Origin of the sequence: Mesorhizobium sp. C395A, assembly GCF_030323205.1 — a bacterium.
Taxonomy (GTDB): domain Bacteria; phylum Pseudomonadota; class Alphaproteobacteria; order Rhizobiales; family Rhizobiaceae; genus Mesorhizobium.
This window is the reverse complement of the sequence record NZ_CP100473.1, coordinates 5,660,994-5,687,349: the sequence shown is the minus strand read 5'-3', so window position 1 is coordinate 5,687,349 and position 26,356 is coordinate 5,660,994. Positions and strand designations below refer to the sequence as shown.

The 26,356-nt window shown below is 59.8% G+C and carries 24 protein-coding genes and 1 pseudogene; 20 read left to right on the top strand and 5 right to left on the bottom strand.

The annotated features are described in order from the left end of the window. Nucleotides 1-171 precede the first annotated feature (171 nt). Both NLY37_RS27615 and hemP read right to left on the bottom strand, forming a co-directional pair. Nucleotides 172-1,263 (bottom strand): hemin-degrading factor, encoded by a 1,092-nt coding sequence (locus NLY37_RS27615; protein ID WP_023685011.1) that lies wholly within the window; start codon nucleotides 1,261-1,263, stop codon nucleotides 172-174. A gap of 30 nt (nucleotides 1,264-1,293) precedes the next feature. After that, complete coding sequence (gene hemP, locus NLY37_RS27610; protein WP_023672206.1) at nucleotides 1,294-1,398, bottom strand: hemin uptake protein HemP; 105 nt, start codon at nucleotides 1,396-1,398, stop codon at nucleotides 1,294-1,296. A gap of 536 nt (nucleotides 1,399-1,934) precedes the next feature. Here hemP and NLY37_RS27605 point away from each other — a divergent pair. The 17 genes from NLY37_RS27605 (at nucleotide 1,935) to NLY37_RS27525 (ending at nucleotide 17,075) form a co-directional block, all read left to right on the top strand. Beyond that, entirely contained in the window at nucleotides 1,935-2,255 is a 321-nt protein-coding gene (locus NLY37_RS27605) for a HesB/IscA family protein (protein WP_023672207.1), read from the top strand. Nucleotides 2,256-2,310: 55 nt separating this feature from the next. Then, entirely contained in the window at nucleotides 2,311-2,661 is a 351-nt protein-coding gene (locus tag NLY37_RS27600; RefSeq protein ID WP_155923619.1) for a hypothetical protein, read from the top strand. 36 nt (nucleotides 2,662-2,697) lie between these two features. Then, nucleotides 2,698-3,864, top strand: a complete 1,167-nt coding sequence (gene nifS, locus NLY37_RS27595; RefSeq protein ID WP_023685015.1) for a cysteine desulfurase NifS — start codon at nucleotides 2,698-2,700, stop codon at nucleotides 3,862-3,864. A 25-nt stretch (nucleotides 3,865-3,889) separates the two neighbouring features. Continuing rightward, nucleotides 3,890-5,098 carry a homocitrate synthase gene (gene nifV / locus NLY37_RS27590; RefSeq protein WP_023727119.1) on the top strand — a complete coding sequence of 403 codons (1,209 nt, stop codon included), beginning with the start codon at nucleotides 3,890-3,892 and terminating at the stop codon, nucleotides 5,096-5,098. After that, nucleotides 5,095-5,475 carry a nitrogenase stabilizing/protective protein NifW gene (gene nifW, locus NLY37_RS27585; protein ID WP_031246205.1) on the top strand — a complete coding sequence of 127 codons (381 nt, stop codon included), beginning with the start codon at nucleotides 5,095-5,097 and terminating at the stop codon, nucleotides 5,473-5,475. Before nifV ends, nifW begins: the two co-directional genes overlap by 4 nt. Nucleotides 5,476-5,659: 184 nt before the next feature. Then, nucleotides 5,660-6,511 carry an electron transfer flavoprotein subunit beta/FixA family protein gene (locus NLY37_RS27580; protein ID WP_023672212.1) on the top strand — a complete coding sequence of 284 codons (852 nt, stop codon included), beginning with the start codon at nucleotides 5,660-5,662 and terminating at the stop codon, nucleotides 6,509-6,511. Nucleotides 6,512-6,528: 17 nt separating this feature from the next. Further along, entirely contained in the window at nucleotides 6,529-7,638 is a 1,110-nt protein-coding gene (locus tag NLY37_RS27575; RefSeq protein WP_023724582.1) for an electron transfer flavoprotein subunit alpha/FixB family protein, read from the top strand. Between the two features lie 10 nt (nucleotides 7,639-7,648). Continuing rightward, nucleotides 7,649-8,956 (top strand): FAD-binding protein, encoded by a 1,308-nt coding sequence (locus NLY37_RS27570; protein WP_023712672.1) that lies wholly within the window; start codon nucleotides 7,649-7,651, stop codon nucleotides 8,954-8,956. Between the two features lie 11 nt (nucleotides 8,957-8,967). Beyond that, on the top strand, nucleotides 8,968-9,267 hold the full coding sequence (locus NLY37_RS27565) for a ferredoxin family protein (RefSeq protein ID WP_023806340.1): 300 nt from the start codon (nucleotides 8,968-8,970) through the stop codon (nucleotides 9,265-9,267). Nucleotides 9,268-9,318: 51 nt separating this feature from the next. After that, nucleotides 9,319-9,633, top strand: coding sequence for a hypothetical protein (locus tag NLY37_RS27560; protein WP_023672216.1), 315 nt, complete (start codon nucleotides 9,319-9,321; stop codon nucleotides 9,631-9,633). Nucleotides 9,634-10,006: 373 nt separating this feature from the next. Beyond that, on the top strand, nucleotides 10,007-11,485 hold the full coding sequence (nifB, locus tag NLY37_RS27555; RefSeq protein ID WP_031246204.1) for a nitrogenase cofactor biosynthesis protein NifB: 1,479 nt from the start codon (nucleotides 10,007-10,009) through the stop codon (nucleotides 11,483-11,485). Between the two features lie 31 nt (nucleotides 11,486-11,516). Then, on the top strand, nucleotides 11,517-11,711 hold the full coding sequence (locus NLY37_RS27550; RefSeq protein ID WP_023672218.1) for a 4Fe-4S dicluster domain-containing protein: 195 nt from the start codon (nucleotides 11,517-11,519) through the stop codon (nucleotides 11,709-11,711). Nucleotides 11,712-11,809: 98 nt separating this feature from the next. Further along, the gene (locus NLY37_RS27545; protein ID WP_023687354.1) at nucleotides 11,810-12,130 is read left to right on the top strand and encodes a nitrogen fixation protein NifZ; all 321 of its coding nucleotides are present in this window, start codon (nucleotides 11,810-11,812) and stop codon (nucleotides 12,128-12,130) included. After that, nucleotides 12,127-12,339 (top strand): putative nitrogen fixation protein NifT, encoded by a 213-nt coding sequence (gene nifT / locus NLY37_RS27540; protein ID WP_023672220.1) that lies wholly within the window; start codon nucleotides 12,127-12,129, stop codon nucleotides 12,337-12,339. The genes NLY37_RS27545 and nifT overlap by 4 nt, the downstream gene beginning before the upstream one ends. Before the next feature lie 32 nt (nucleotides 12,340-12,371). Beyond that, a complete protein-coding gene (locus tag NLY37_RS27535) occupies nucleotides 12,372-13,265 on the top strand; it encodes an SIR2 family NAD-dependent protein deacylase (RefSeq protein ID WP_031246203.1) in 894 nt (297 codons plus the stop codon). Between the two features lie 85 nt (nucleotides 13,266-13,350). Next, nucleotides 13,351-15,219: an ABC transporter ATP-binding protein gene (locus NLY37_RS27530; protein WP_031246202.1), complete on the top strand. Its 1,869-nt coding sequence runs from the start codon at nucleotides 13,351-13,353 to the stop codon at nucleotides 15,217-15,219. Further along, nucleotides 15,219-17,075, top strand: a complete 1,857-nt coding sequence (locus tag NLY37_RS27525; protein WP_286440866.1) for an ABC transporter ATP-binding protein — start codon at nucleotides 15,219-15,221, stop codon at nucleotides 17,073-17,075. Before NLY37_RS27530 ends, NLY37_RS27525 begins: the two co-directional genes overlap by 1 nt. Before the next feature lie 635 nt (nucleotides 17,076-17,710). Here NLY37_RS27525 and NLY37_RS27520 read toward each other — a convergent pair. The 3 genes from NLY37_RS27520 to nifA form a co-directional block, all read right to left on the bottom strand. After that, nucleotides 17,711-18,751: an LLM class flavin-dependent oxidoreductase gene (locus NLY37_RS27520; RefSeq protein ID WP_031194208.1), complete on the bottom strand. Its 1,041-nt coding sequence runs from the start codon at nucleotides 18,749-18,751 to the stop codon at nucleotides 17,711-17,713. 88 nt (nucleotides 18,752-18,839) lie between these two features. After that, nucleotides 18,840-19,979, bottom strand: coding sequence for a histidinol-phosphate transaminase (gene hisC, locus NLY37_RS27515; RefSeq protein WP_031239385.1), 1,140 nt, complete (start codon nucleotides 19,977-19,979; stop codon nucleotides 18,840-18,842). 234 nt (nucleotides 19,980-20,213) lie between these two features. Then, on the bottom strand, nucleotides 20,214-21,977 hold the full coding sequence (gene nifA / locus NLY37_RS27510) for a nif-specific transcriptional activator NifA (protein WP_023741905.1): 1,764 nt from the start codon (nucleotides 21,975-21,977) through the stop codon (nucleotides 20,214-20,216). Nucleotides 21,978-23,114: 1,137 nt separating this feature from the next. On the opposite strand from nifA, the gene NLY37_RS27505 reads away from it, so the two are divergent. The 3 genes and pseudogenes from NLY37_RS27505 to NLY37_RS30960 form a co-directional block, all read left to right on the top strand. Continuing rightward, on the top strand, nucleotides 23,115-24,443 hold the full coding sequence (locus tag NLY37_RS27505; protein ID WP_023706359.1) for a dicarboxylate/amino acid:cation symporter: 1,329 nt from the start codon (nucleotides 23,115-23,117) through the stop codon (nucleotides 24,441-24,443). A gap of 304 nt (nucleotides 24,444-24,747) precedes the next feature. Further along, complete coding sequence (locus tag NLY37_RS27500) at nucleotides 24,748-25,779, top strand: LacI family DNA-binding transcriptional regulator (RefSeq protein ID WP_023703127.1); 1,032 nt, start codon at nucleotides 24,748-24,750, stop codon at nucleotides 25,777-25,779. A 291-nt stretch (nucleotides 25,780-26,070) separates the two neighbouring features. Next, nucleotides 26,071-26,298, top strand: a pseudogene (locus NLY37_RS30960) (IS1634 family transposase); the annotation flags it as partial. Between the last annotated feature and the right edge of the window lie 58 nt (nucleotides 26,299-26,356).

Sequence of the window (26,356 nt, the reverse complement as noted above, 5' to 3'; positions counted from 1 at the left end):
CGTGCGCACCGGTGCCGACCGGCGACCAGCTTGACTGTATAGATGCGGTCCATTCCGGCGTGCATCACCTGACCATGCGCATGCGCTACGACGGCATCCTTTCCGCTCATGGACCTAGATTTGCTCGCGAGCCGCTGTCGGAACGTGGTGCTGAGTCCTATCGCGGCCAATTCAATCCGAGGACCTGTCGGCAGTCAACACACCCCTGGAGGTCGGACCGGGAACGCGTGGCAGACTCTCGGCCAGAAACCGCCAGTCGCTGCCCTCGCGTTCGCCTTCCTTGCGCGTGCCGAAGAACTGGATGATCATCTTGCCGTCCGCGCCATAGGCTTCAATGGACGTAACGTGACCATCCCTCGTCGGCTTGCGCACGGCCCAGACCTCGCGGATGCGATGGGTCCTAAGATGCAGATGGAAGGTCTCTTCGAGCACATTGATCCGCGGCCCGATCTGCTTGACCGACCTGATCGGGCCGGAATGGATCTGAATGCAACCACGATTGCCGACAAAGCACATGATCGGCATCTCGTCTTCGGCCGCCTGTTGGAACAGGGCGCCAATGGCATCATTGTCGAGTAGCCAGGCGTCATCCTCGTCGGCCATACGCATCGCCTGGCAGCGGCTGAGCTTCAGTGTCTTCAACATATGGTAGAACTGATGCACGTCGCTTAGCCGGCCCCAGTGCTCGCGTAGGTCGTCGACCGTGGTGGCGTGGTCTGGACTCACTGCGTTATCGCGCGCCCCGCTCGCCTCGAGCGATATGATCGGCTCCTGGTCGGGGGATACAAGCTCTGCCGTCAGATCCTGATAGGCCTGCAGGTTCGAGGCGGGCGTGAGATGAGCTTTGTGCATCGCCTCGCCGGTGGCATCAAAGAATTGCAGGTTGCGGCGGATCTCGGCCCCCTCGCGCTTCTCGACGGCGAAGCCATACGCCCACGCTTTCGGGAAGATGCGCAGGTCGATCTCGTCGCCGAGCAGTATGGCATGCTGGTTGCCGGTGACCACTTTGCCGTAGACGCCAATCTTTTGGTGCACGGCACTTTCGTTGCTGGTGACCGCCATCACCTCGCCGACCGCTTCGAGGCCGGTCAGCAGATCATCGACGCGCGGCTCGATGCGCACCGCGCCGTGACCACAATGCGCCGCGACCAACTCGGCTTCCGAAATGCCCAATCGAGCGGCGAGATCATGCTCCCGGATCTTCGGATTGTCTTTGCACGCCCGCCGGATTTCGTCGGGCGACGGTTTCTCGCGTTGGTCCATGCTTACCCCTGTTTCTACGACGTGTGAGGATCATCTGCCCTGCCCGGGAACCTTCAGCCGATAAGGCGCGCCGAAATGCTCGATCCTGATCTGCTGCTGGCCCATGAACAAGGTGTCGCTGGACAGCGTGCGCACGGCGTCGCACCGATGCGAAAACCGGCGAGCAGCCACATGCCGATGGCATCCCATCGAGCCGGTCGGCGGCTACTGGGCGGTGGTGAGCCAGTATGGATGTTGTCGCAATCGGCCAAGCGGGCATTCGGATGCCACGAGCGGCGCTGCTTTGCCAACAACGCGTATCTGACCACGGTCCTGACATGTTACTCCCTTGCTTCGCCCCATCCATCGCGATGGCACCCACGGCATGGTTGTGGATCGGCATGCTCTTGCCGTCTCGCCAAACGGAGCTTCAAAAACCGTGCCAATTGCGCCGAGGCAAGCTCAGAAGAAGTTCTGTCCTTGGTGATGTGAGTTCACCCAAGAACTCAGGCCAACATCCCTCGTGCCGGACCCGACAAACCCGACAGCACGTGTCGATTGGCCGACACCTTATCAGCAATCAAGAGGCACCAGTGCGAGAGATGCCGCGCTGTGTTGAAACGTTTTTTGGCTTTGGCACGGTGCATGCAACGTGATGGGCAAGCAGGTCGCGGACTGAGGAGAATGGAGCCATGATTACGCTCACCGACAACGCTGTTGCCGCCTTCAAGACTGCTCTTTGCCGTGCCAGCGAGCCGGCGGAAGGCTTTCGCATTATGGTCGAGGCCGGCGGCTGCGCAGGCTTCAAATACTTAATGGGCCTGGAGAGCGTGTCGCGCGAGGGCGACGCGATCACTGACACAGATGGGGTCAAGCTGTTCGTGGACGCGGGCTCCCAACCCCATGTAGCCGGCATGACCGTCGACTTCCTCACCGGGCTCCAATCTTCCGGTTTTGTCTTCGATAACCCCAATGCGCGCGAAAAGTGCGGCTGCGGCAAGTCCTTCAGTTAAACGCCCGAAGCGTCTGTGCGGCCGACAGAGTGATTTTGCGGCAGAGGAGACTTATATGGCCGGCACAACAGATGTCCCCGTCCTAAAAAACAAGACAAGGTCAAAGCCGATCTCGGGACCGCCATTCGCTCCCAGTAGGATTCAAAGAACGTCGCCTCCCGAAGCAGCTCGGTTCCTGGTGGCACCCGAGCTGCTTGCGGACAAATCGCGCCGCTGCGCCAAATTCGGCTCATCGGTAGCGTTATCGCGTTCGGGCGTCCTTACCTGCGGGCTGACCTACGGCCACTGCGAACATGTCCATATCGACGGAGATCCGGTTTACGTCAAACACTTCGGGCGCCTGCGCGCGCTGCCAGTTCAAATGATCATCAACGGCATGCGCCAGAGGCTCAACGAGTCGGTCTAGCGCTCGCGTCATTCTGTTTAACTGAGGATCGCACCTATGAAGCCTGTCTACCTCGACAACAACGCAACCACACGGGTCGATCCTGAGGTCGTGCAAGCGATGTTGCCGTTCTTTAGGGATCAATTCGGCAACCCTTCGTCGGCACACGCTCTTGGCGCCTCAGTCAGTGCGGCGGTGAGAAAGGCGCGGAGGCAGTTGCAAGCTCTGATCGGCGCGGAGTTCGAGGATGAGATCACTTTCACCTCGGGTGGGACAGAAAGCGACAATGCAGCGCTTCTTTCAGCGCTCGAGGCGGCGCCCAACCGAACCGAGATCGTGACGTCCGCGGTCGAGCATCCCGCCGTGCTGACGCTCTGCGCGCATCTTGAGAAGACCCGCCGCCTCAAGGTGCACAGGATCCCGGTGGATTGCCGTGGTCGGCTCGATCTCGACGCCTATATGGCCGCCCTCACCCCACAGGTTGCAATCGTGTCAATAATGTGGGCGAACAACGAGACTGGTGTGATCTTCCCCGTGGCAAGGCTTTCCGAGTTGGCCAAGGAAGTGGGCGCCCTATTCCATACCGATGCTGTGCAGGCGGTCGGCAAGCTTCCGATGGACCTGAAGTCGACCGCAATCGACATGCTGTCGCTCTCCGGCCACAAGCTGCACGGGCCGAAAGGGATCGGTGCGCTTTTCGTAAAACGTGGCGTCGATTTCCATTCGCTGATCAAGGGGGGTCACCAAGAGCACAACCGGCGTGCTGGCACCGAGAATACGCCCGGCATAGCCGGGCTCGGCACGGCGGCCGAACTCGCCTTGAAATTCATGGACGACGAGACCACACGGGTAAAGTCGCTCCGCGATCGCCTGGAGGGCGGGATCCTCCAGCGCATCCCAAGCACCTGTGTCACTGGTGATCCCTTGCAACGGTTGCCCAACACCGCAAACATCTCCTTCGAACATGTCGAAAGTGATGGAATTCCACTTCTCCTCAGCCGCATTGGCATCGCGTGTTCCTCTGGCTCGGCCTGCACCTCCGGCTCTCTGGAACCAAGCCATGTCCTAAGCGCGATGAAAACGCCACACGCGGCAGTCCGCTTCTCCTTGGCGCGGGACAACAGCGAAGAGGACATCGACCGGGTGCTCGAGGTCATGCCGGGAATCGTGGGGAAGCTGCGCAGCTTTTCCGGTTCTGGGCCGGGTAGTCCGGTCTATGCGTGAGCCGCAGAAGAACAGGCTGCCTGTCATGACCGGTCATGTCTCCCTCAACGATACGACCTTGCGCGATGGCGAGCAGGCGCCGGGCGTCGCCTTCACCACGACGGAAAAGCTGGAGATCGCTGAGTCTCTTGCGGCGGCTGGCGTGACAGAGATCGAGATCGGCACGCCGGTCATGGGCGTCGACGAGATGGAAACAATTCGCGCCGTGGTAGCGCGGCGTCTTCCGGTTCGGCTCATGGCCTGGTGCCGGATGACGTCGTTGGATCTCGATGCAGCGATCGAGAGCGGCGTCCAAGCGGTCAATTTGTCGCTGCCTGCGTCGGACATCCAACTTGCCGCCAAGCTCGGCCTCGACAAGGCGGGAGCGCTCCAGGTCATCGATCATATGGTCAGGCGCGCCGCCGATGCCGGCTTCTTCGTCGCGGTGGGCTGCGAGGATGCCTCGCGGGCCAATCGGGATCATCTCGCCCGCGTCATCGAGACGGCCGCACGCGCCGGCGCAAGCCGCGTGAGGCTGGCCGACACAGTCGGTGTTCTCGACCCGTTTTCGACCTTCGAACTTGTCGCCCAGCTCGTGGTGCAGTCTCCAATCGACCTTGAATTTCATGCGCACAACGATCTCGGACTTGCTGGCGCCAACACGCTGGCGGCGATCCGCGCAGGCGCGCGCCATGCCTCCGTCACCGTCCTGGGGCTCGGCGAGCGTGCGGGCAATGCCGCGCTGGAGGAGGTGGCCGCCGCAATGGCAGTCTTCGACGGCGCAGACACCGGCATTGAGCTGACCGCATTGCCCGGCCTCGCCGCCCAGGTGGCTTGGGCCGCCCGCCGGCAGACCGCAGCCACTAAGCCGGTCGTCGGCGCCGATGTTTTCACCCACGAATCCGGCATTCACGTCGCAGGGCTGCTGAAGGACTCGCGTACTTATCAGGGGCTCGATCCGACTCTCGTGGGCCGCTGCCGGCGGATCGTCATCGGCAAGCATTCCGGCGCCACTGCGATTGCCCATGTGCTGAGCGAAAGCGGTCGCGATCTCGACCCGGATCTGGCAGCCGCGATGGTGGCCCGCGTCCGACGCGAGGCGGCCGAGACCAAATCGACCGTCACTGCAACTCGACTGGTCGAGCTCTACGATGGAATGTGCAGCGAGGCATCCCTCATCGAGCTGTGCGGGTCCAAGTCAGCCGTGCGCGAGCGCACAGAGGCCACAGTTTTGCGACCAGGAAGAATGCAATGAATTGTTCCGCTGACAGCCGCCCCATGGATGTCACCGACATCCTCGCACGACTGAAGCGCTTGTCGGCTGCAGAGGAATTCTTCTCAGTCCTAGGCGTCGCCTATGACCCGAAGGTACTGAATGTCTCGCGGCTCCATATCATGAAGCGTATGGGCCAATACCTCGCCGAAGAAGATTTCTCCGGTCTGCCCGACCAGGTGATTGCCGCGAGGGTGCGCGCGACGCTCGAACGAGCTTACGAGGACTTTGCGATTTCCTCGCCGCTCACGCATCGGATTTTCAAGGTGCTCAAGGACCACGATCCGAACAAACCTGCCGCGCCGGGTCACACCTTTGTTCCGTTCGACTCGGTACTGAAGCGGTTCGGACGGGATTGATCGGCGACAAGGGTGCGACGCGACAATGTCGAGCAGCCGCCAAATGCGGTCATCACCACAGCGCCGTCAGAAGCAACCAGCCGAAGTTGTAGGAAAGGGGGAGCGCAAGAGACTTGGCACGAATAATGCGGACAAAGGAGATAACCGCAATGCCGGACCCGGACAGGAGCCTAGAGAACCGCCAATGCACATCGTAATCTGCATCAAGCAGGTGCCGGACTCGGCACAGATAAGGGTCCATCCGGTCACGAACACGATCATGCGCCAGGGTGTTCCGACCATCATCAACCCTTACGACCTGTTCGCCCTCGAAGAAGCGCTCAGACTGCGCGACGCACATGGCGGCGAAGTCACTGTGCTCACCATGGGTCCGCCCATGGCAGAGGACGCGCTGCGCAAGGCGCTCGGTTACGGCGCCGACCGAGCGGTGCTCTTGACCGACCGCTATTTTGCCGGCTCCGACACGCTGGCAACCTCGTTCGCCCTTTCCCAGGCAATCGCGAAGATTGGCGAGACGTTCGGCACGCCAGACCTCGTCTTCACCGGCAAGCAGACGATCGATGGCGACACCGCCCAGGTCGGGCCCGGCATCGCCAAGCGCCTCGGACTCCTGCAACTGACCTATGTCGCGAAGATCCCTTCTGTCGACCTTGCTGCACGCGAGATCAAGGTCGAGCGCCGTTCCGAAGGCGGCACACAGATGCTGAAGAGCAGGCTCCCTTGCCTCATCACCATGCTGGAAGGCACAAACGAGATCCGCCGGGGCTCGATCCAGGACGCCTTGTGCGCCGCGCGCAGCCAGGTCTTGAAATGGAGCGCGGCCGACGCCGGCATTGAGGATCTCACCAAATGCGGTCTGCGCGGTTCACCGACGGTCGTCAAACGTGTTTTCGCCCCTCCTGCTCGAGCTGAAAAGGCGGCACAAATCGACACCGCCGAGAAGGCCTTGCGCGATGTCGCTGACGAACTCATCACCGCAATCTTCACCCGCCAGCCGGCGCTGGAACATGAGCTCGCCTTTAACGGCGGCGCGTGACGGCAAGGAGCAAAACGATGTCGACCGCGAACGGAGAAACCCCTCGCCCTGCCGCCGGCCGCGCCGGCATAAAGAAGGAATTGCCCGCCCGTTTCAAGGACTATCGGCACGTTTGGGTTTTCATCGAGCTCGAACGTGGCGAGGTCCATCCGGTATCATTCGAACTGCTCGGCGAAGGCCGCAACTTAGCAGACAAGCTTCAGGTCCAGCTTGCAGGCGTCGTGCTTGGACCGCCGGGAGAGGCCGTCGGGAACGCCGTTGCCGAAGCATTCGCGTATGGCGCTGACCTTGTCTACATCGCCGAGGCGCCCCTGCTCGCCGACTATCGGAATGAACCTTTCACCAAGGCGCTGACGGATCTGGTCGATACCCACAAACCCGAAATCCTTCTTCTCGGTGCCACCACACTGGGCAGGGATCTTGCCGGCTCCGTGGCGACGACCTTGCAGACGGGGCTCACGGCCGACTGCACCGAACTCGATGTGGATACCGACAGTTCGCTCGCCGCCACGCGTCCGACTTTCGGCGGTTCCTTGTTGTGCACGATCTATACGCTCAATTTCCGCCCGCAGATGGCGACCGTGCGGCCGAGGGTCATGCCCATGCCGCAGCGGACGGATAAACCGGTCGGGCGTGTCATCCGGCACAAGCTTTCGCTTGCCGAGGACGAGATCGCTACCAAAGTCCTCGGCTTCCTGCCGGACAATCAGTCGGCGAAGGCAAACCTTGCCTATGCCGACGTCGTGGTTGCGGGAGGCCTTGGTCTTGGCGCGGCGGAGAACCTGCAGCTTGTGAAGAACCTCGCACGAGCAATCGGCGCCGAGCACGGCTGTTCGCGTCCGTTGGTCCAGAAGAGCTGGATGCCAGCTGATCGGCAGATCGGCCAAACTGGCAAGACGATCCGGCCGAAGCTTTACATAGCGGCCGGGATTTCCGGCGCCGTCCAGCATCGGGTTGGCGTGGAGGGGGCGGATCTCATCGTGGCCATCAACACCGACCCGAACGCGCCGATTTTCGATTTCGCTCACCTCGGAATCGTCACCGACGCGATCCGCTTCCTGCCCGCACTGACGGAAGCCTTCACCCGGCGGCTGTCGCCCCACAGTCGCGATAAGCTTTCGAGCTAAGGGGATGGACATGATCGAGGAAAACTTCGACGCCATTGTTGTTGGGGCAGGCATGTCCGGAAACGCAGCTGCTTACACCATGGCCAGCCATGGCCTGAAGGTGCTGCAGTTGGAGCGGGGTGAATATCCGGGCTCCAAGAATGTCCAGGGTGCCATCATGTACGCGAACATGCTGGAGAAGATCATCCCGGATTTCCGGGATGATGCGCCTCTCGAGCGGCATTTGGTTGAACAGCGGCTTTGGGTGATGGACGACACATCCCATACAGGGATTCACTATAGGTCGGACGACTTCAATGAGGCGAAGCCCAACCGGTACACGATCATCCGTGCCCAGTTCGATAAATGGTTTTCGCGTAAGGTGCGCGCGGCCGGCGCGACCGTTCTGTGCGAGACGACCGTGACGGAACTCATCCGTGATGCCAATGACAGGGTGATCGGCGTCCGCACAGACCGGGCGGGCGGAGCCATCTACGCGGACGTGGTCGTTCTCGCAGAAGGTGTCTGCGGACTGCTTGGCACTCGAGCCGGCCTGCGCGAGATGCCAAAGCCGCAAACCGTGGCCCTCGCCGTCAAGGAAATGCATTTCTTGCCCGAAGAGGTCATTGAGCAGCGGTTCGGCGTAAAGGGCGATGAGGGCTGCGTGATCGAGGCGGTGGGCACGACCTCCCGCAGCATGGCCGGGCTCGGCTTCCTCTATACCAACAAGGAGTCCATCTCACTGGGCATTGGCTGCCTCGTCTCCGATTTTGCCGCGATGGTCGAGAGCCCCTACGTTCTCCTTGATGCCTTGAAGAGCCATCCTTCGATCCGGCCGCTGATCGCCGGCTCGGAAGTGAAAGAATATTCCGCACACCTCATTCCCGAAGGCGGCTACAAGGCTATTCCGCAGCTCTTTGGCGATGGTTGGGTCGTGGTCGGCGATGCCGCGCAACTGAACAACGCCATTCACCGCGAGGGTTCGAACCTCGCCATGACCTCCGGCCGCATTGCGGCTGAGGCAATCGTCGAGGTCAAGAGCCGCAACGGTCCGATGAACAAACGGAATCTCGCCCTTTACAAAGCCATGCTGGACAAGTCCTTCGTGGTCAAGGACCTGAGGAAATACAAAGACATGCCGGCCTTGCTCCACACCAATTCATGCAATTATTTCACGACTTATCCGCGGTTGATGTCGCAAGCTGCGCAGAACTTCATGCGTGTCGACGGCACGCCGAAGATCGAGAAGGAAAAGGCGACCACGGCGGCCTTCATCAAGGCGCGCTCGCGCTGGGGGCTGGTCAGCGACGCGGTCCGCCTTGCATTGGCGTGGCGCTGAGGGGAGACGAAATGACCAGCGCAGCGACGAAGTCACGTGTCGAGGACAAGCTTTACCAGAACCGCTACTTGGTGGATTCCGGCCGCCCGCACATCAAAGTGCGACCGCACCAGAAGCCGAGCGCGAATTTGCTCGCGCTGACCCACGTCTGCCCGGCGAAATGTTATGAGTTGAACGACAAGGGTCAAGTGGAGATCACTGCCGACGGCTGCATGGAGTGCGGCACCTGCCGGATTTTGTGCGGGACGACTGGTGAGATCGAGTGGAACTATCCACGCGGCGGTTTCGGAATCCTCTTTAAATTCGGATGACCGGCGCACGCATGCCCTAAGCAGATACAGTGCTCAGGGACTCTACGATATGTGAAGGTGCTGACCGCGCCAAGCGAGCTGGAGATTACGCTCGCCATACGCTGGGCAATTGTCGTGAACGTCCTGCCCACGTTTCTGCAGACGGGTGATGGAGAAGTCGTCGTCTGGACGCTGAAGGAGAGCCGGAGATTGCCGCCACTGCCGGCAACACCCACGCACCTCAATCAGGCACTCGCCGCCTCATACCACAGGCTGTACCAGATCGAGCGGATTGCGGCTGCCGGCCAGTCGCATCGGCGCCTCCGCAGCAAGGTATCTCCCCTTACGGCCGGCGTCCGAACCATGCCGCTTGTCGCCCGCATCTGACGGAACGCTAGTGGCTGATCGACGCGATTGACAAGGCCGGTTGGGTTTTGCCAGGGCGGCTCGTATCCCTGGCCTCACGCCCTGGATAATCGGCTACGCCCTGCGCCGGCATGGTATCAAGGTTAAGAAATTCGGGACGTCGTGATGACGTCAAGCGTAAGCAGCCCGGAGTGGTCTCGCTCACACTCTGCGCGCCCGAGGCTGCTAGCCTCGCCACCCTATTTGCCTGTCCACTGTCGTAAGCCCGACAGGTGTGTCGGAGCAATCCGAAGGAATGTGACACGGGAAGCCTATTCATGAACCGAAACAGCTCTTTGGGCTGGCATAGCTCTTGCGCTTTGAACTGCGACATCACGCAGCAACGGAGCCGTTCATGTCTGCACCGGCAATTTCGCTTGAGAGCCTCAGCACGACATTCGGTGACCAGTTGCTTGGCACCATGAAACTCGGGGGCTGCGCGTCTTCGTCCTGCGGCTCGTCGACAAAGCCCGACGACACGGATCCGGCTGTCTGGGAGAAGATCAAGGATCACCCCTGCTTTTCAGAAGAGGCGCATCACTATTTCGCGCGTATGCACGTCGCGGTCGCGCCGGGCTGCAACATCCAGTGCAACTACTGCAATCGCAAATATGACTGCGCCAACGAAAGCCGGCCTGGGGTGGCCTCTGAAAAGCTGACGCCCGACCAGGCGCTACGCAAGGTGATCGCGGTCGCCAACGAGGTGCCGCAGCTTTCCGTGCTCGGCATCGCCGGACCGGGCGACGCCTGCTACGACTGGAAGAAGACGAAGGCGACCTTCGCCAGGGTCGCCAGGGAAATCCCAGACATCAAGTTTTGCATATCCACGAATGGGCTGGCGCTGCCCGACCATGTCGATGAGCTTGCTGACATGAATGTCGATCACGTGACGATCACGATCAACATGGTCGACCCTGAGGTCGGTGCAAAGATCTATCCTTGGATCTTTCACGATCATCGCCGCTACATCGGCATTGAAGCCACCCGGATCCTGCACCAGCGGCAGATGTTGGGCCTGGAGATGCTGACCGCGCGGGGCATCCTCACCAAAATCAACTCGGTGGTGATCCCGGGCGTGAATGATGAGCATCTGATCGAGGTGAATAGATGGATTAAGGAGCGAGGCGCGTTCCTGCACAACCTTATGCCGCTGATTTCGGACCCGGCCCACGGCACGCACTACGGTCTGAGCGGGCAGCGCGGCCCAAACGCAATGGAGATGAAGGCTCTTCAGGATCGTGTCGAAAACGGCGCCCAGTTGATGCGCCACTGCCGGCAGTGCCGGGCAGATGCCGTGGGCCTGCTCGGAGAAGATCGTGGCCAGGAATTCACAGTCGACCGGATTCCCGGCGAGGTCACCTACGATGCCAGCAAACGCAAGGCCTATCGGGAGCTGGTCGCGGAGGAGCGCCGTGATCACGTCGAGGCTAGGAGAGAAGCGATCGGATTGGTCAAGGCAGCGAGCCCCGGCAAGTCCCTTCTCTTCGCGGTGGCGACCAAGGGCGGCGGCCGCGTCAATGAGCATTTCGGCCATGCGAAGGAATTCCAGGTTTATCAAGCCTCGCTGAAAGGGATCAGCTTCGTCGGGCATCGGAAGGTGGACAAGTATTGCCTTGGCGGCTGGGGCGCAGAAGCCGCCCTCGATGGCGTCATCGCAGCGCTTCAAGGCATAGATATCGTGCTGTGCGCCAAGATTGGAAATTGCCCGCGGGATCAGCTCGCGGAGGCTGGAATCAGAGCCACCGACGCCTGTGCCCATGACTATATCGAGACAGCAATCAGCGCGATTTACATCGCCGCATCTGGGACCCCCACACTCGCGGCGACGGCCTGAGCTGTCTCATTCATTCGGACCAGGAGTTAAAATGGCTTTCAAGATCATCGCATCCCAATGCACCCAATGCGGCGCCTGCGAATTCGAATGTCCTTCCGGCGCGATCAAGTTCAAAGGCGAGAGCTACGTGATCGAGTCACAGAAGTGTACCGAATGCGAGGGGGTCTTCGATGCGCAGCAATGTGCCTCGGTATGTCCGGTGCCGAAGACCTGCGTTCCTGCGTAACGGACATTGGACTGCCGACATGGTTGGGGGCTGCCTACGCAGGACGCCTGGAACGCCTTGTTCGCAATCTCAGCCGCAAGAGAAATCAGGGAACGGACATGTCGCTCGGACGCGAAGAGGAGATCGAAATCCGCAGGCCTCCACGATTCATGCCGGGAGAGCGGGTACGTGCCACTCGCCACATAAAGAATGACGGCACCTATCCTGGCAGGGAGATCGGCGAAAATCTCGTGCGGAAGGGGGACGAGGGATATGTGCGCGACATTGGCACCTTCCTCCAGCAGTTCTTCATCTATGCGGTCGAGTGGATCGACCGTGGCACCGTCGTCGGTATGCGAGCGCGTGAACTGATGAGCCTCGACAAGGCCGAGGCGCCCTGCAGTGCTGAAAGCAATACCAATGAAGGGACGGCCAGATGAAAGTCATGATCCGCAGGACCGATGCTGGTTTGTCGGCGTATGTCCCCAAAAAGGACCTCGAAGAGCCGATCATCAAACTCGAGAAGGAAGAGTTGTGGGGCGGAACGGTCACGCTCAGGAACGGGTGGCGGCTCCTCCTACCCGATCTCCCACATGATACGCGTCTGCCGATCACCGTCGAGGCAAGGAAGATTTCCGAAGAGGGCTGATGCTGCCCCTAGGTGCGTCGCGAGGAAACGAGATGAACACGATCCTGACATCGGGCCACCTCGTCATTGTGCGGGACAGTTTTGCTGAAAAGCTGCTTGACCTGGCGAAGGGAGCGCTCGCCGCCGATGAGGTGATCCCCTATCTCGGTCCGGGTCTTCTTGAGTTGAACTGTGTGGAACCGCCTGTGCCGCATACCCCGGAGGTTGTTGCCGCGGCACTCAATGCACGGGCTCCAGCCCCTTCCAGGATCCGCACCAATATGTGGTCGGTTGCACAGTTCATCGAACAGCGCCGGCATCGCCGGACGCTTCAAGCTTGGATGACCGACATATTCGCAGCGCCTGTGGGGCCGACCCCCTTCCACGCCTGGCTCGCAAGGCTGCCACTCTCCCTCATCATCGACAGCTGGTATGACAGCGCGGTGCGCACGGCTCTGGTAGAGACCGGCCGAACGGACGTCGTTGAGATACAAGGCGTCACGCGCGCGAATGAAATCGGCAACATTTGGACGAAAACCTACGATTTGTCCGGGAGGGAGCTCGACCCCCGATTGGGGGCCAAGACGGTTCTCTATTCACCTCACGGGAGTATTAAGCCCGCGCAAAACTTTCTCGTCGCAGATTCCGACTACGTCGAAGTCCTGTCCGAAATTGATATCCAGACACCGATCCCAGACGCTGTGAAGGAACGGCGCATCACCCGTGGATTTTTCTTCGTTGGCTGCCGCTTCAACGATCAGATGCTGCGCACCTACGCCAGACAGATCATGAAGCGCTCCCGCGGTCCCTATTGCACCGTAATGGACGCGGAAACCCTGACCAGAAACGAAGCGCGTTTTCTTGCGGCAAGCGGAATCACGGTGATCGACATGCCACTAAGTCAAGCGGCGGCTCGGCTTGTGGGAACGGGCACGGCTGCAGGTTGAGGACGGGATTAACAATGGCGGATGCCTTTGATGATGTCTACTTCGGCTTTCCTCGAAGGCGCAAAATGCAGTCGGGAATACACCCGTGAACAGTGAAGCTGTCAGCGGCGCAACGAACGCACTGAATTCGTTGGCCCATGTTGAAGCGGAGCGCTGGGGCCGGGATTTGAGTACGCTGTTGCGCATCACGCGTATGAATCTGCGCCATCCGTGGCAGGTTGCCCTCGCTATGGGCTCGACGATCATGGCGGCAATCCTCCAGTTGCTCATTCCCCAGCTTCTCGGCCGGGCTGTCGACCAGACCCAGACAGCTATCGGGGGCGGTGTCGCGGGGGCTGCGGCAGGACAAGCGCTCTGGGCCCCGGCTCTCCTGCTGCTCGCCGTCAGCGCGCTACGCGGCGTTTTCACGATGGCGCAGAACTATTTTGCCGAAGCCGTCGGGCATCATGTCGCGTACGAATTGCGGCTCGCCTACTACGACAAGATCCAGCGTCTCAGCTTTTCCTTTCACGACCGGGCCCATTCAGGCGATCTGATAACCGCCGGAATGCTCGATCTCGAAGGCGTGCGGATGTATTTTTCCACCGGGCTCATGCGGGTGCTCCTGCTGACGATGCTGATCGGGATTGGCGCTTACATGATGATCTCGACCGATCCCGTGCTCGGCTTGGCCGCGCTCAGCTTCGTGCCTTTTGTCGCTTGGCGCTCATCGACCACACAGCTTAAGCTGCGCGCCACCTGGCTCGACCTCTATGAGAGCCTTTCGGTACTAAGCCGCGTGATGAAGGAAAATCTCGCAGGTATCCGTGTGGTCCGAGCTTTTGCGGCTCAATCCTATGAGATGCTGAAGTTCGACGGCGCTTCCAAGAACGCGCTCGACCTCGCCAACGATCTCGTTGACATCTACGTACCCAACACGTCGGCGATGACCTTGTCCTACTTTTTCGCAATGGGATTGGTGCTTGGGATCGGTGGCAACAAGCTCGTCGCTGGCGAGATCAGCGTCGGAACCATGGCGACCTTCCTGACCTTCATGACCATGCTGCAAATGCCAGTCCGCCAGATCGGTCTCATGGTCAATGCGTTTGCCCGCGCTTCTAGCTGCGGTTCGCGGCTTTTCGGTCTCCTCGATCAGGAGATCACCATCAGGGATGCTCTCGAGGCCAGACCGCTTGAGATAAGTGACGGCACTCTGCGCTTCCACAATGTCTCATTTGCCTACCCCAACGCCGAAAACCGCGCCATTCTGAAGAACCTCAGCTTTGAGGCCCGGAGAGGCGAGACGATCGCGATCGTCGGTCCGCCGGGTTCCGGCAAATCGACGATGGCTCATCTGGTCCCCCGCTTTTACGACGTGACCGGTGGCGCCATCACGTTGGACGGCCAGGACATACGCAATGTCACCCTCGAGAGCCTTCGCAAGGCGGTCGCGGTTGTACAGCAGGATGCGTTCCTATTCACCACAACGATCGAGAACAACATCGCTTATGGCGATCCCTGGGCGAAGAGACAGCGAATTGAACGCGCTGGAGAATTCGCCCAGCTCCACGACTACATCCTCGGGCTCCCGGCAGGGTATGAGACGGTCGTGGGCGAACGCGGCGTTTCTCTCTCTGGCGGCCAGCGCCAGCGTCTCACGATTGCTCGCACCATGATGCTGCGCCCCTCCGTCATCATTTTCGACGACTCGATGGCCGCGATCGATGCCGGCACCGAGCTGCGCATTCGCGCGGCGATGCGGCGCTTCGCAAAGGATCGGGTGACGATCATCATCGCGCACCGGCTGAGTGCGCTTAAGCATGCCGATCAAATCCTTTTTGTCGATAACGGCGAAATCGTAGAACGCGGCACGCATGAAGAGCTTCTGGCGAAGCGGGGACGCTACAGGGCCCTTTACGATCTCCAGACGTGCCCGGGTGATAGCATTATTAGCCAGGATGGGGGCGCCCGCTGATGGACCAGGGCCGCGGCGAACTCGAAGCCGAACCTGACGACGGGAGACGCCCTCCGCGCGCGGTCGTCGGCTCGCACCGGATCGAGGAGGAGATGTTCGGCCGGGCTTTCGACAAGAGCATCCTCCGTCGCATCTGGGGCTTCGTCCATCCCTACCGGGCAAAGGTAGTTGTCACGATTGTCGCGATGCTGATCTTCACCGGGACGCAGCTTCTCATCCCCTTGATCATCCGCTACGCGATCGACCTCGGCATGAACCCGGCAAGGCCCGATCGCTCAGCCCAGCTTGCGGCCGTCGGCGCGTTCCTTTCGGCGATTTTGGTCAATTTCGCCGCCGGCTACATGCAGGAAGCCTTGGATGGGAAAATGGCCGAAACTGTCCTGTTCGACATCCGCCGCGCCATGTTTGGCCATCTGCAAAAGGTTTCGCTCTCTTTCATGGACAAGACCGAGGTCGGACGCCTGATGTCGCGCCTGCAAGGCGACGTTAACTCCATACAGGAGTTCCTGGAAACCTCGGTATATTCCCTAGGCGATGTTGCGCTTCTCTTCGGCATCGTTTTCGTAATGCTGTGGCTCGACTTTCGCCTCGGCCTCCTGACGCTATCGGTTCTGCCGATCCTGGTGATCGTCCGCATTGTCTGGTTGCCGCGTGCCCGCGACGCCTTCATGGCTGCACACGAAACCAATTCCGTCGTCAATGGCGCGCTGGCCGAAGCCATTCACGGCGTGCGGACCATACAGTCAATGGACCGCCAGCAGGTGAATTTCAGTCTTTTTGACGATCGGGCCCATGCCAACCTCAGGACCCACCTGATCGCTGCCAGATATGCACTGGTCATGGTGCCCATCGTCGATGGCATCACCGGCCTCGCCTTGGCCGCCGTTATTGTGGTCGGCGGCTCGATGGTCATGAATAGCCGTATAGATGTGGGCGTGTTGGTAGCCTACCTATTTTACATCCAGCGCTTCTTTGACCCGATCCGCTCACTCACCCTGCAATATTCGGTCATGCAGCGCGCCATGGCCTCAGGCAAGCGCCTGACCGATGTGCTCGACGTCAAGATCGATGTTAAGGACAAACCCAATGCCGAGGTGCTTTCGCCCGAAATGGACGGCTCGGTCGAGTTTAGGGACGTCACCTTCGGCTACGATCCGAACCGTTCGGTTCTGAAAAATGTCTCGTTCAAGGTCAATCCGGGCGAGACGGTCGCACTAGTCGGACCGAGCGGTTCAGGCAAATCGAGTGCGATGGCCCTGGTCCACCGCTTCTATGATGTTCAGCAGGGTCAGGTGCTGGTCGGCGGACATGATGTACGCGACCTCACCCAGGAATCGCTCGGCCGCCAGGTCGCCATGGTGCTGCAGGAGCCATTCCTGTTCACCGGGACGGTCTTCGAGAACATTCGATACCAGAAGACGGAAGCCACGCGCGACAAGGTGATCGAGGCGGCCAAGGCTGTCGGCGCGCATGACTTCGTCATGAGCCTCGCCGACGGGTATGAGACCCAACTTGGCGAACGCGGCGACAACTTATCTCTCGGCCAGCGCCAGCTTATCAGTTTCGCCCGCGCCCTCGTCGCTGACGCCAAGATCCTCGTGCTCGACGAAGCTACCGCCAATATCGACAGCTACACGGAATTGCAGATTCAGAAGGCTCTGATCAAGCTGCTTGAAGGGCGGACTGGCCTCGTCATCGCCCACCGTCTCGCCACGGTCCGGGAGGCCGACCGCATCATCGTGCTTCAGAATGGCCAAGTTATTGCGACTGGCAACCACGATGAGCTAATAGCCATGGGCGGCCTGTATTCCAAACTCTACTATCTCAACTACGCCTCCTTCGACGACCTTCCCTAACACGATACCACCGTCCAAGCTGGCTCTCAGACCTGACATCTTGGCGGCCTTGTGGTAGTGGCGTTGACTTTCGGGCGTGTCGGCAGACCACTCAGGCCACCGCATCCGGCCAGCAGCCAGCATTCAAGAACGAGCACTCCTCGCAATTCGTGAAGACCGGCTGCGAACGATTTCCTCCAGCATCGTATCCGACCGCGGTGCACCACCATCATCGGGCGAGCTCGCTGGAGGTGTTGGCTGGGCGTCGCAAAGCCGCTCGCGAGCGCGCCCTCAATAGCGCTGTAGCGAGTGACGGCTTTGCCACCGACGGGCCGCTGATGAAGCTGGATTAGTGGGCGCCGCACCGACGCCGCCCCGGGCGAGAAGAACCTCCTGCGGCTGGCTGGGCAACGACTAGCGCCAGCGCGACGAGCAGACGCGTGCCGGCATCGTGACGCGCTCGGCTACCCTCTCCTTAGGATCGTGGATGTTCACACGATGGCCCAGACGCCAGCCAACGCACAAGCTGGTATCCTGCCGCCTGCTCGTCGTCAGTTTGGCCTCCTCTCGATTGCCCGCCCCACCACGTGCACGCTCGATCACGTGAGTGTGAGAGCGCTGCACAACGATTTAACCTCAGACCGCGAATTTCATGGTCAGCCAAGTCGAGCCATGATTTCGGACTGAATCGTCCTCGCGGTGTAAAGGGAAGCATCTAGCGGCAGATTTCCAAATGCCATTTGACAAAGCAGGTAGTTGGCACCTGCCTCTTCCAACTGATCTAGCAGAGCTTTTCGCACAGACTCTGCTGATCCTACCACGCACAATTCACTCTCGACTGCCGCATCGAAGGTCAGCGGCAAGTTTGGTGGAGTGGGGATAGCGTTAAGCTCGTAAAGGAATTGAAAGCTCTTGAGCCAGCGTGCGTAAGCAGGTGCCGCGAGCGAATAGGCATGTGTGTCACAACGCCCAATCACGACCATGCGGAGCAATCCGACAAATCTCCCTTGATCCCCCCCGCCTGCGTTGTCCTCTCGATAGGCGCGGAACGCATCAGTAGTTTTGCGAACAGAAGAGGAAGGTCCTACACACGCGATATTTGTTCCATTCGCAGCGGCCCAAGCTGTGGACTCGGGTCGATTGGCAGCGACCCATGTGGGCGGATGTGGACGCTGATGAGGTCTTAGCGTCAAAGGAACGTCATTGAGATCAAAATGGCGGCCTTGATAGCATAGCGTGCCGACCTCCCTCGAATTAACAAGTATTTGCATAAGAATTTCGCTGGCTTCGGCATAACGGCCCGGCACCGCGTCCGCACCAATCCCGAAGTAGCCCAATTCGGTCGGGAGAGCACCGCGCCCTATGCCCAGTTCGAGCCTGCCACCGCTCAACTGGTCCAGCATACAGATCTCTTCGAACGCACGCAGCGGATGATAAAGCGCAAGCAGCATCACCAAGGGTCCGAGACGCAAGCGCCGGGTGCGCTGGGCGACGCTCGATAAGAACAGATTCGGCGATGGACCTCTCCCATGGGGAGTACAGTGGTGTTCTGCGAGGTGATAGGCATAGAACCCTAGCTGATCGCACGCCTCTGCTAATATCAGGCGATCTTCGTACTGCCGGCCTATATCGCGGCCATCCTCATCCAAATGATCGAAGATGCCGAAAGCCAGGTTTGAAGGAAAGACGTTTGTCACTCTTTAAGTCCCCGATTTTAAAAGCAGGCTGTTTTCTTGCTGGGATCACCCGCAAGTCGGAAGAGATGTGTGTGATCGCCGATTAGCGTCAGCGTAACGAAGAAGCAGAGCCTGACGCTTCCCTGCCCCTGGAGCTTGGCACCGTTAAGCTTCCAGCAATGTCGCCAGCGGCAGCAAGAAATTCATCCATCTGCTCTTTTGTGCCGATGCTGACGCGGATACAGTGTTCCAAGCCTTTGTCCGGAAAAAACGCGACAAGTATCTTTTGCCTCTCCAATGCTGCTTGCCACCATGAGCCGTCCTGTCCCGCGGGCACACGGGCCAGCAAGAAATTTGCGCGGGAGGGTGTTACGGAAAATCCGAGTTGCGATAGTGCAACTGTCACTCGCTCTCGTTCATCCTTGATGTGCTTGTGGTTGTCTGCGTAGGCGCCGCGATGCGCAAGCACGCTGATACCAACGGCATGCCCGATCACGTTCATGTTGAAGACGTTCTGGATGTTTCGCAGCCTTCCAATAATTTCAGGGTGACCGAAACCGAAACCGACGCGAATGCCGGCGGCGGCATAGCTTTTCGAGAATGACCTCAAGATCAGAAGGTTCGAATACCGGTTGATGAGGCGCAGTCCGTGATCGGGTGCAAAGTCGACGTATGCCTCATCAAGGACAATCAAGCGGTCCGATTGTGCTACGAGGCGTTCGATATCGCTGATCGGGAGGAATGTTCCGGTCGGATTGTTTGGATTGGCCAACATAATAAACTTGGCGTCTTTTGCCGGACCGGAAAGCAATTGCTCCATTGGCAGGGAATGAGCTTGACATCCGATTTCGAGGAACTCAGCGCCCTGAAGCATGGCAAGTTTGCGGTTGAACGAAAACCCTGGCGACATCATCGCAACCTTGTCGCCGGGTGCGAGGAAAGCTCTGTAGATCAGTCCGAGCAGTTCAGACGACCCGTTGCCAGCGATGACCTGATCCCTGGAAACGCCATAGGTGCTGGACGCTGCTTCCCTCAATCTGAAGTTATCGTCATCCGGATATAGATACTGGCGCTTGAGGGCCGCCACTGCACTTTGCATTATGATTGGCGGCAACGGAAACGGGTTCTCATTCGTATTCAGCTTGATAAAATTTGCGTCCGGCGCTGGTCCGTTGGACGGCAGAGCATCCAACTGTCGTGTCACTTGCGAAAGAGCCGAAAGCACAGTTTGCAGTTTTGCATCGGACATATTTAACTCCGTTTCAGTCACACAGGGGCATCCGTATGAGCTCGCAACGAGAGCAACATGGCGGACGGGATTGACGATGGCAGGGTTGCCTTTCACACAATGGTCGCAGCGCCGGCTGACATGGGAATTCAGCCAGGCTGTCCTCGGTCGAATCGAGTTGACGCGCACGCGGATCTGCATCGCTGCGCGGCGCCAAGGCGCTAAGCGGCTCAGCTCATGCCCAGGGTCATGCTTTCAAAGACGCTTGATCTCGACGCCGTATTTCCTCAGCACGTAGCCAATCTGTCGCGGGGTCAGCCCAAGCAAGCGCGCTGCCTTTGCCTGCACCCAGCCACATCTTTCCATGGCAGCAATGACGCGCTCTATATCGGGCGTCCTCGCGCCAATTGGGTGGGTTGCGCCGGCAAGCGGGTTAGTCGCGGCCGAACTGGCGGCCTCGTCCGGGGGCGTGGCCAAATTCGCTGACTCCGGCAGGATCGGCGGTGGTTGCAGCGCGGCCTTGCCCGATCTGCACTTCCACAGCGCCTCGGCAAAGCATTGGCCTTGGGAGCAGGCAAAGTCGTTTCTCCCGATTGACAGTCCCTCGGCCAGGATCGCTGTCCGGTGCACGCAATTTTCAAGCTCGCGAATGTTGCCGGGAAACTCACATTTCATCAGCACTTCAATCGCACGCGGATCGAAGGTGAGCGTACAGCCGTTCTCGTCGTTGAACTTCTTGAGAAACTCAGCTGCGAGGAGCGGAATATCGCTGCGCCTTTGGCGCAATGCTGGTACCAGCAAGGGAACCACGTTGATGCGGTAGTACAGGTCGGCGCGGAACTCATTCCTTGCAACCGCCTCTTCCAGGTTCCTGTTCGTGGCGGCAATCACGCGAACATCGACCTTGATGGTCTGATTGCTGCCGACGCGCTCAAACTCCTGCTCCTGCAGCACGCGCAGTAGCTTTGCCTGGAACGAGGCCGAGATCTCGCCAATCTCATCCAGAAACAACGTCCCCTTGTCAGCGAGCTCAAAGCGCCCCTTGCGGGAATTGAATGCGCTTGTGAAGGCACCCTTCTCATGACCGAACAATTCGGATTCCAGGACTGTCTCTGGGAGCGCTGCACAATTGAGTTTAACGAAGGGCCGCTTGGAGCGCGGCGACAACTCGTGAATTGCCTTGGCAGCCAGCTCCTTCCCGGTACCGGACTCACCTCGCAACAGAACTGTGGTTTTTGCCTTCGCTACGACCGCGATCTTCTCCAGCAGGGCGCTTATCGCCGGACTGTCACCAATCATCCCCTCGACGTGAACCTTTTTGCGCCGGGGTGCAGGGTGCTTAACATCAGAAAATTTCGTTTGCAGCCGATGTTCCAGCTCCGGCGCTCGCTCGCTGTCGGCCGCGGAGAAGCGATGCAACTTGACTGTCTGTCCCACCATGTTGGCAATCATGGTGAGCAGCCGGACATCATCGTCGAGCCCATAGCTTGACCTGCTTTCCAAAACCCGGTCCAAAGTCAGCGCGCCTATGGCGTTCCCATCAACACGAATGGGAACGCCGATGAACGACACGGTGTCGGAGGCCCCAAGCACCTCGATATCAGTGGCAGTGAAGGTCGGATGCATCGCTATGTCGTCGGCGACGAGCGGCGTGTCGGTCGTCACAATCTGATCGATGGCGTTGCGCGGCAGGCGCGACCGGGAGGGCTCATTGCCGTTCGTGCCGCAGCCGCTGGCCACTGTGATGTCCAGTCCGCCCTCGGCATCGCAGAGAGCGATGATGCCGTGCCGCATCTGCACAAACGAGTGCAGGAGGTCGACTACCTTGGCCAACTTGAGTTCGAGCCGGGCGGCATCGGCGAGTACTTTCGATATTTCGAAGATGCCGGTTAGCGCGCGCTCGTGCAATGCCACATTCGCAGGATTCGTGTCGGGCTTTGGACAACCCTTTATCGCATTCGGCAGCGATATGCCGCAGTCGCGGGCATTCTGTTCTGACTTGCTAATGTTGTGGTGCATGTGATCCTCGATCTCGCGCCATCAAATCTAGGCTGGCGGCATGTGCGCCCGCGACGTCGCGGGCACGCGCGAATATGCTCCGACGTGAACTCGTGCCGCCGCCGTGTGGTCGAGTGCAAAGCGGGTCTAGCCCTGACGCATCGCTTGGCTACTCCCTCCACGAAGCTTGGCCATGTTATTGGCTTGCCCCGGGCAAACACACGTTGTTTTCAAAAGACTGGAGCGAGGCGGCATAGTCAATCGAGCTTTCTTTCATCTGTGAAAGGAAACCTCGCGGCCTATGATAGGATTCATCAGTTCTATCTTTGCGTTGAAGCAGAAATACCTGGGCCGGCCATGCGTTGCCCGAGCGGCTGACCGCGCGGAGTGTAAATGCGGGGCCGTGCCATTCACCAGCGCCCGCGAAGGAGGGGCGGGAGCGAGAATAACCGCCAACGGCACTGGTCGGTTGCGGCAACCGCCATCTTTCTCGAGTTGATCAGGCGGCGGCGATGTCGGGTGTGAAGGCGCGAAGCTGGCGTCGAGTACGACTTCGTAGGCGGTGCTCGCAACTTCTGAATCGCATCGTCGTGGTCAGCACCATCACCGGCCTGGGGCCGAAATCGGCACACTCAATGAGCGTATCGAAAAGTCTGAACAGATTACGATGCGACCGCTTGAAAACGGCTGCCCCTGCTGCGGGCGTTCATTTGCAAAATGGGTCGTCCAAAGGACCGTCCGAATTTATTCTGTGCATTGCAGTGGCTGCACGGTCGTAGGCTGTCCAGAAACGAGCGCTTCCGAATAGGGGTAAGTTAGCCTGTCATCTGGACGGCCTTGAACAGGCGACACGATGGGGCCCGGTCCAAAGCCGGCTAACGAGGAACCCACCACGCTCTGTGCAGCAAACCGCTAGCCAGAGGGATCGACCGGCAGCACTCTGCCAGAGACCATCAAGGGCGTTCGGACCGCGACCTTGCCCGCTGGTCTGACACCGCATTCCTCCATCATTGGCGAGCCCACGTCAGTTCAGGTGATGCGGATTCATCTGGCATGGGTATTGCGGCGGCGTTGGTGCAGCGTTCGACCGGAGCGCCGCGATAGGGAGAAGCCCGGGAGAAGTCACGCCACCTCGATCCGGTCAGGGAGAGAGAAACAGTGTCAGCTGCACAAGTCCGCGGCGCGAGTCCCGCGCCCCGCAAACCCTTCTACACCAAGCTCTACGCCCAGGTGCTTGCCGCCATCGCGCTCGGCGTCGCAATTGGCTATTTTTATCCGGAGACCGGCGAGAGCCTGAAGCCGCTGGGTGATGCCTTCATCAAGCTGGTCAAGATGATCATCGCGCCTGTCATCTTCCTGACAATTGCGACCGGCATTGCTGGCATGAACGATCTTCATAAGGTCGGCCGGGTCGCCGGCAAGGCAATGGTTTATTTCCTCACCTTCTCAACGCTCGCGCTGATCGTCGGCCTCATCGTCGCCAATGTCGTCCAGCCTGGCGACGGCCTGAACATCGATCCGGCCTCGCTCGATGTCCAGGCCGTGAATACCTATGCCGCAAAAGCCAAAGCGCAGTCGGTCACCGGCTTCCTGATGAACATCATCCCGCCAACGATCGTCGGTGCCTTCGCGGAAGGCGACATCCTGCAGGTGCTGTTCTTCTCGGTTCTGTTCGGCATGGCGCTTGCGATGGCCGGAGAGACGGGCAAGCCTGTCGTTTCCTTCCTCCAGGCGCTCATTGTGCCTGTCTTCAAGCTCGTCGGAATTCTGATGAAGGCCGCGCCGATCGGCGCTTTTGGCGCGATGGCCTTCACCATCGGCAGATATGGCATCGGTTCGGTGGTCAACCTCGCGATGCTGGTCGCGACGTTCTATTTCACCGCCTTCCTCTTCGTGTTCGGGGTTCTCGGCGCAGTCTGCCGGTACAACGGCTTTTCGATTTGTTCTCTCATTCGTTACATCAAGGAAGAGCTGCTGCTTGTCCTCGCAACGTCCTCCTCGGAGGCGGCGCTCCCGTCGCTGATGGAGAAAATGGAGAAGGCGGGCGCCAGGCGTTCGGTTGTGGGTCTCGTCATCCCGGCCGGATATTCGTTCAATCTGGACGGCACGAATATTTACATGACGCTAGCGGCTCTCTTCATCGCACAGGCGACGAACACGGATCTGTCCATCGGCGATCAGGTACTGCTGCTGCTCGTAGCAATGCTTTCCTCCAAGGGCGCTGCAGGTGTGACAGGTGCGGGCTTCATCACCCTGGCGGCTACGCTCGCGGTAGTTCCGAGTGTTCCCGTTGCTGGGATGGCACTGATACTCGGCATCGACCGATTCATGTCCGAATGCCGGGCGCTGACGAATTGCGTCGGCAACGCAGTGGCATCCCTCGTCGTCGCACGCTGGGAAGGAGAGTTGGACCGAGCACAGATGAAAGCTGCCTTCAGCGGTCATCAGCTTACCGAGGCATCAAACCGGCTACCCTCCTGCAAGTAAGGTGGGCGGCCCACGACCTGTCAAGTCGCTTAGCTGGTCACATAACTGAACGACCGACCCGCAGCCTCTAAACGGCTCCTCACGGACCATGTATCAGAAGCGCTAAATGTGTGAGTGCAAATCGTCACCGCACTTTAAGCGAATGAGCCTTTCAGTATACCCGGCCGGTTTACGTCTGCAATGATGTTCGTCCAACACGTTGTGCCCATTCGTATGGGGACGTCTTCACTTTGCCACCCGAAACCGAAACGCGCTAGGCGGACAGAGAGCCGGCCCGCGTCAAAAACCAATCAGAATAGGACCTATGACCAAGCGCCCCACAATTGCCGATCTCGCCCGCGAAGCCCGAGTCAGCGTAGCAACGATCGATCGGGTTCTGAACGCCCGCCATCCGGTGCGCGAGGAGACCGCGCGGCGGGTCCACGACGCCGCCCAGGCGATCGGCTATCATGCTGCCGGGCTAATCAAGCAGCGGTTGCGGCGAGACCTACCGCACTACCGTCTGGGCTTCATCTTGAGAAAACCGGCCCAGCATTTCTACCAAGATTTAGCGCGCGAGGTCGAAGCATCGGTCAATTTGGCCCAGTCCTTCCACGGCATTCCGCTCGTCGAATTCGCCCCGTCACATATGCCGAGCGACCTGATCGCGCCGCTCAAGGAGTTGGGCGCACGCTGCCATGCAATCGCGATGGTGGCACCGGACCACCCGAAAATCACAGCAGCGGTTGAGGACCTCAAGGCCAAGGGCATTCCGGTTTTCTCGCTGCTTTCCGACTTCGCCGCCGGCGTGCGACAGGGGTATATCGGCCTTAACAACCGCAAGGTGGGGCGCACGGCCGCTTGGATGGTGTCCAAGGTCGCAAAACGGCCCGGCAAAGTGGCGGTGTTTGTCGGCAGCCATCGTTTCCAGGGGCACGAGCTCCGTGACGTCGGCTTTCGCTCCTATTGCCGTGAGAACGCGCCCACGTTCGAGGTGCTGGATCCGGTCATGAACCTCGAGAAACGGCAGATCACCTACGAGGCAACGCTTGATCTCATGCAGCGGGAGCCCGAGCTCGTCGGCTTCTATGTCGCCGGCGGCGGCATGGAGGGCGCGATCTCCGCGCTCCGAGAAGAGGGCAAAAGTCGGGATCTCGTCGCGATCGTGAATGAAATCACACCTGAGTCTCGGGCAGCGCTTGCAGATAACATCGTCACGATGGCGGTCGCCACGCCAATGCGCCGGCTTTGCCAGGAGCTGATAACGCTGATGACACGGGCTATCGAGACCGGCACCGCTGAAACACCCGGACAGACATTTCTGCCGTTCGACATCCATCTGCCGGAAAATATATGAAGGCGGAAGCGCGAGGTAGATTGCCTAGATCCGCAGCGTCAACCTCCACCGGCTTCACTTGCCAACATGCCCCACGTTCTCGTGCAGGGGGTGTGGTCAATGATCCCGCACGGCAAGAGCCGAGCGAGGCCAGCACAGTCCATTTGGGGTCGACCTCGTCGACCGCCATCTCCTCGCATGGCTGCACGTGAAAAGCCGCGGCACAGCCGGCAAGGTAGGAATTTAACCGGGCTAACCATCTTCTGGGACTTCGCACGCAAATCGAGGCGGCAGTCAATTCAGTAGCAGCCCGGGCGTGTGTTCTGCTCGTTCCGGCCCCTCGCACTCAGCAAGGAACTGCGCCGCTCTGCCGGGCCAAAGGCCCGACGCCCGAAGGTCGACCGCTCCTACGCGATCGCGTCCGCCTCCAGAAGCCGCCATCGAAAAGAATGCTCGCGTCGTCACCACCTACGGCCAAAGCGGGCAATCAAGGCAGCTGGCATCACTCTGCCACACATCCTCGACGAGCAACTCGCCTGAGATCAGCCCCAGAACGTAGGTTACACGCGCCGCGCCGGCGCTTGTCGAACATGCTGAT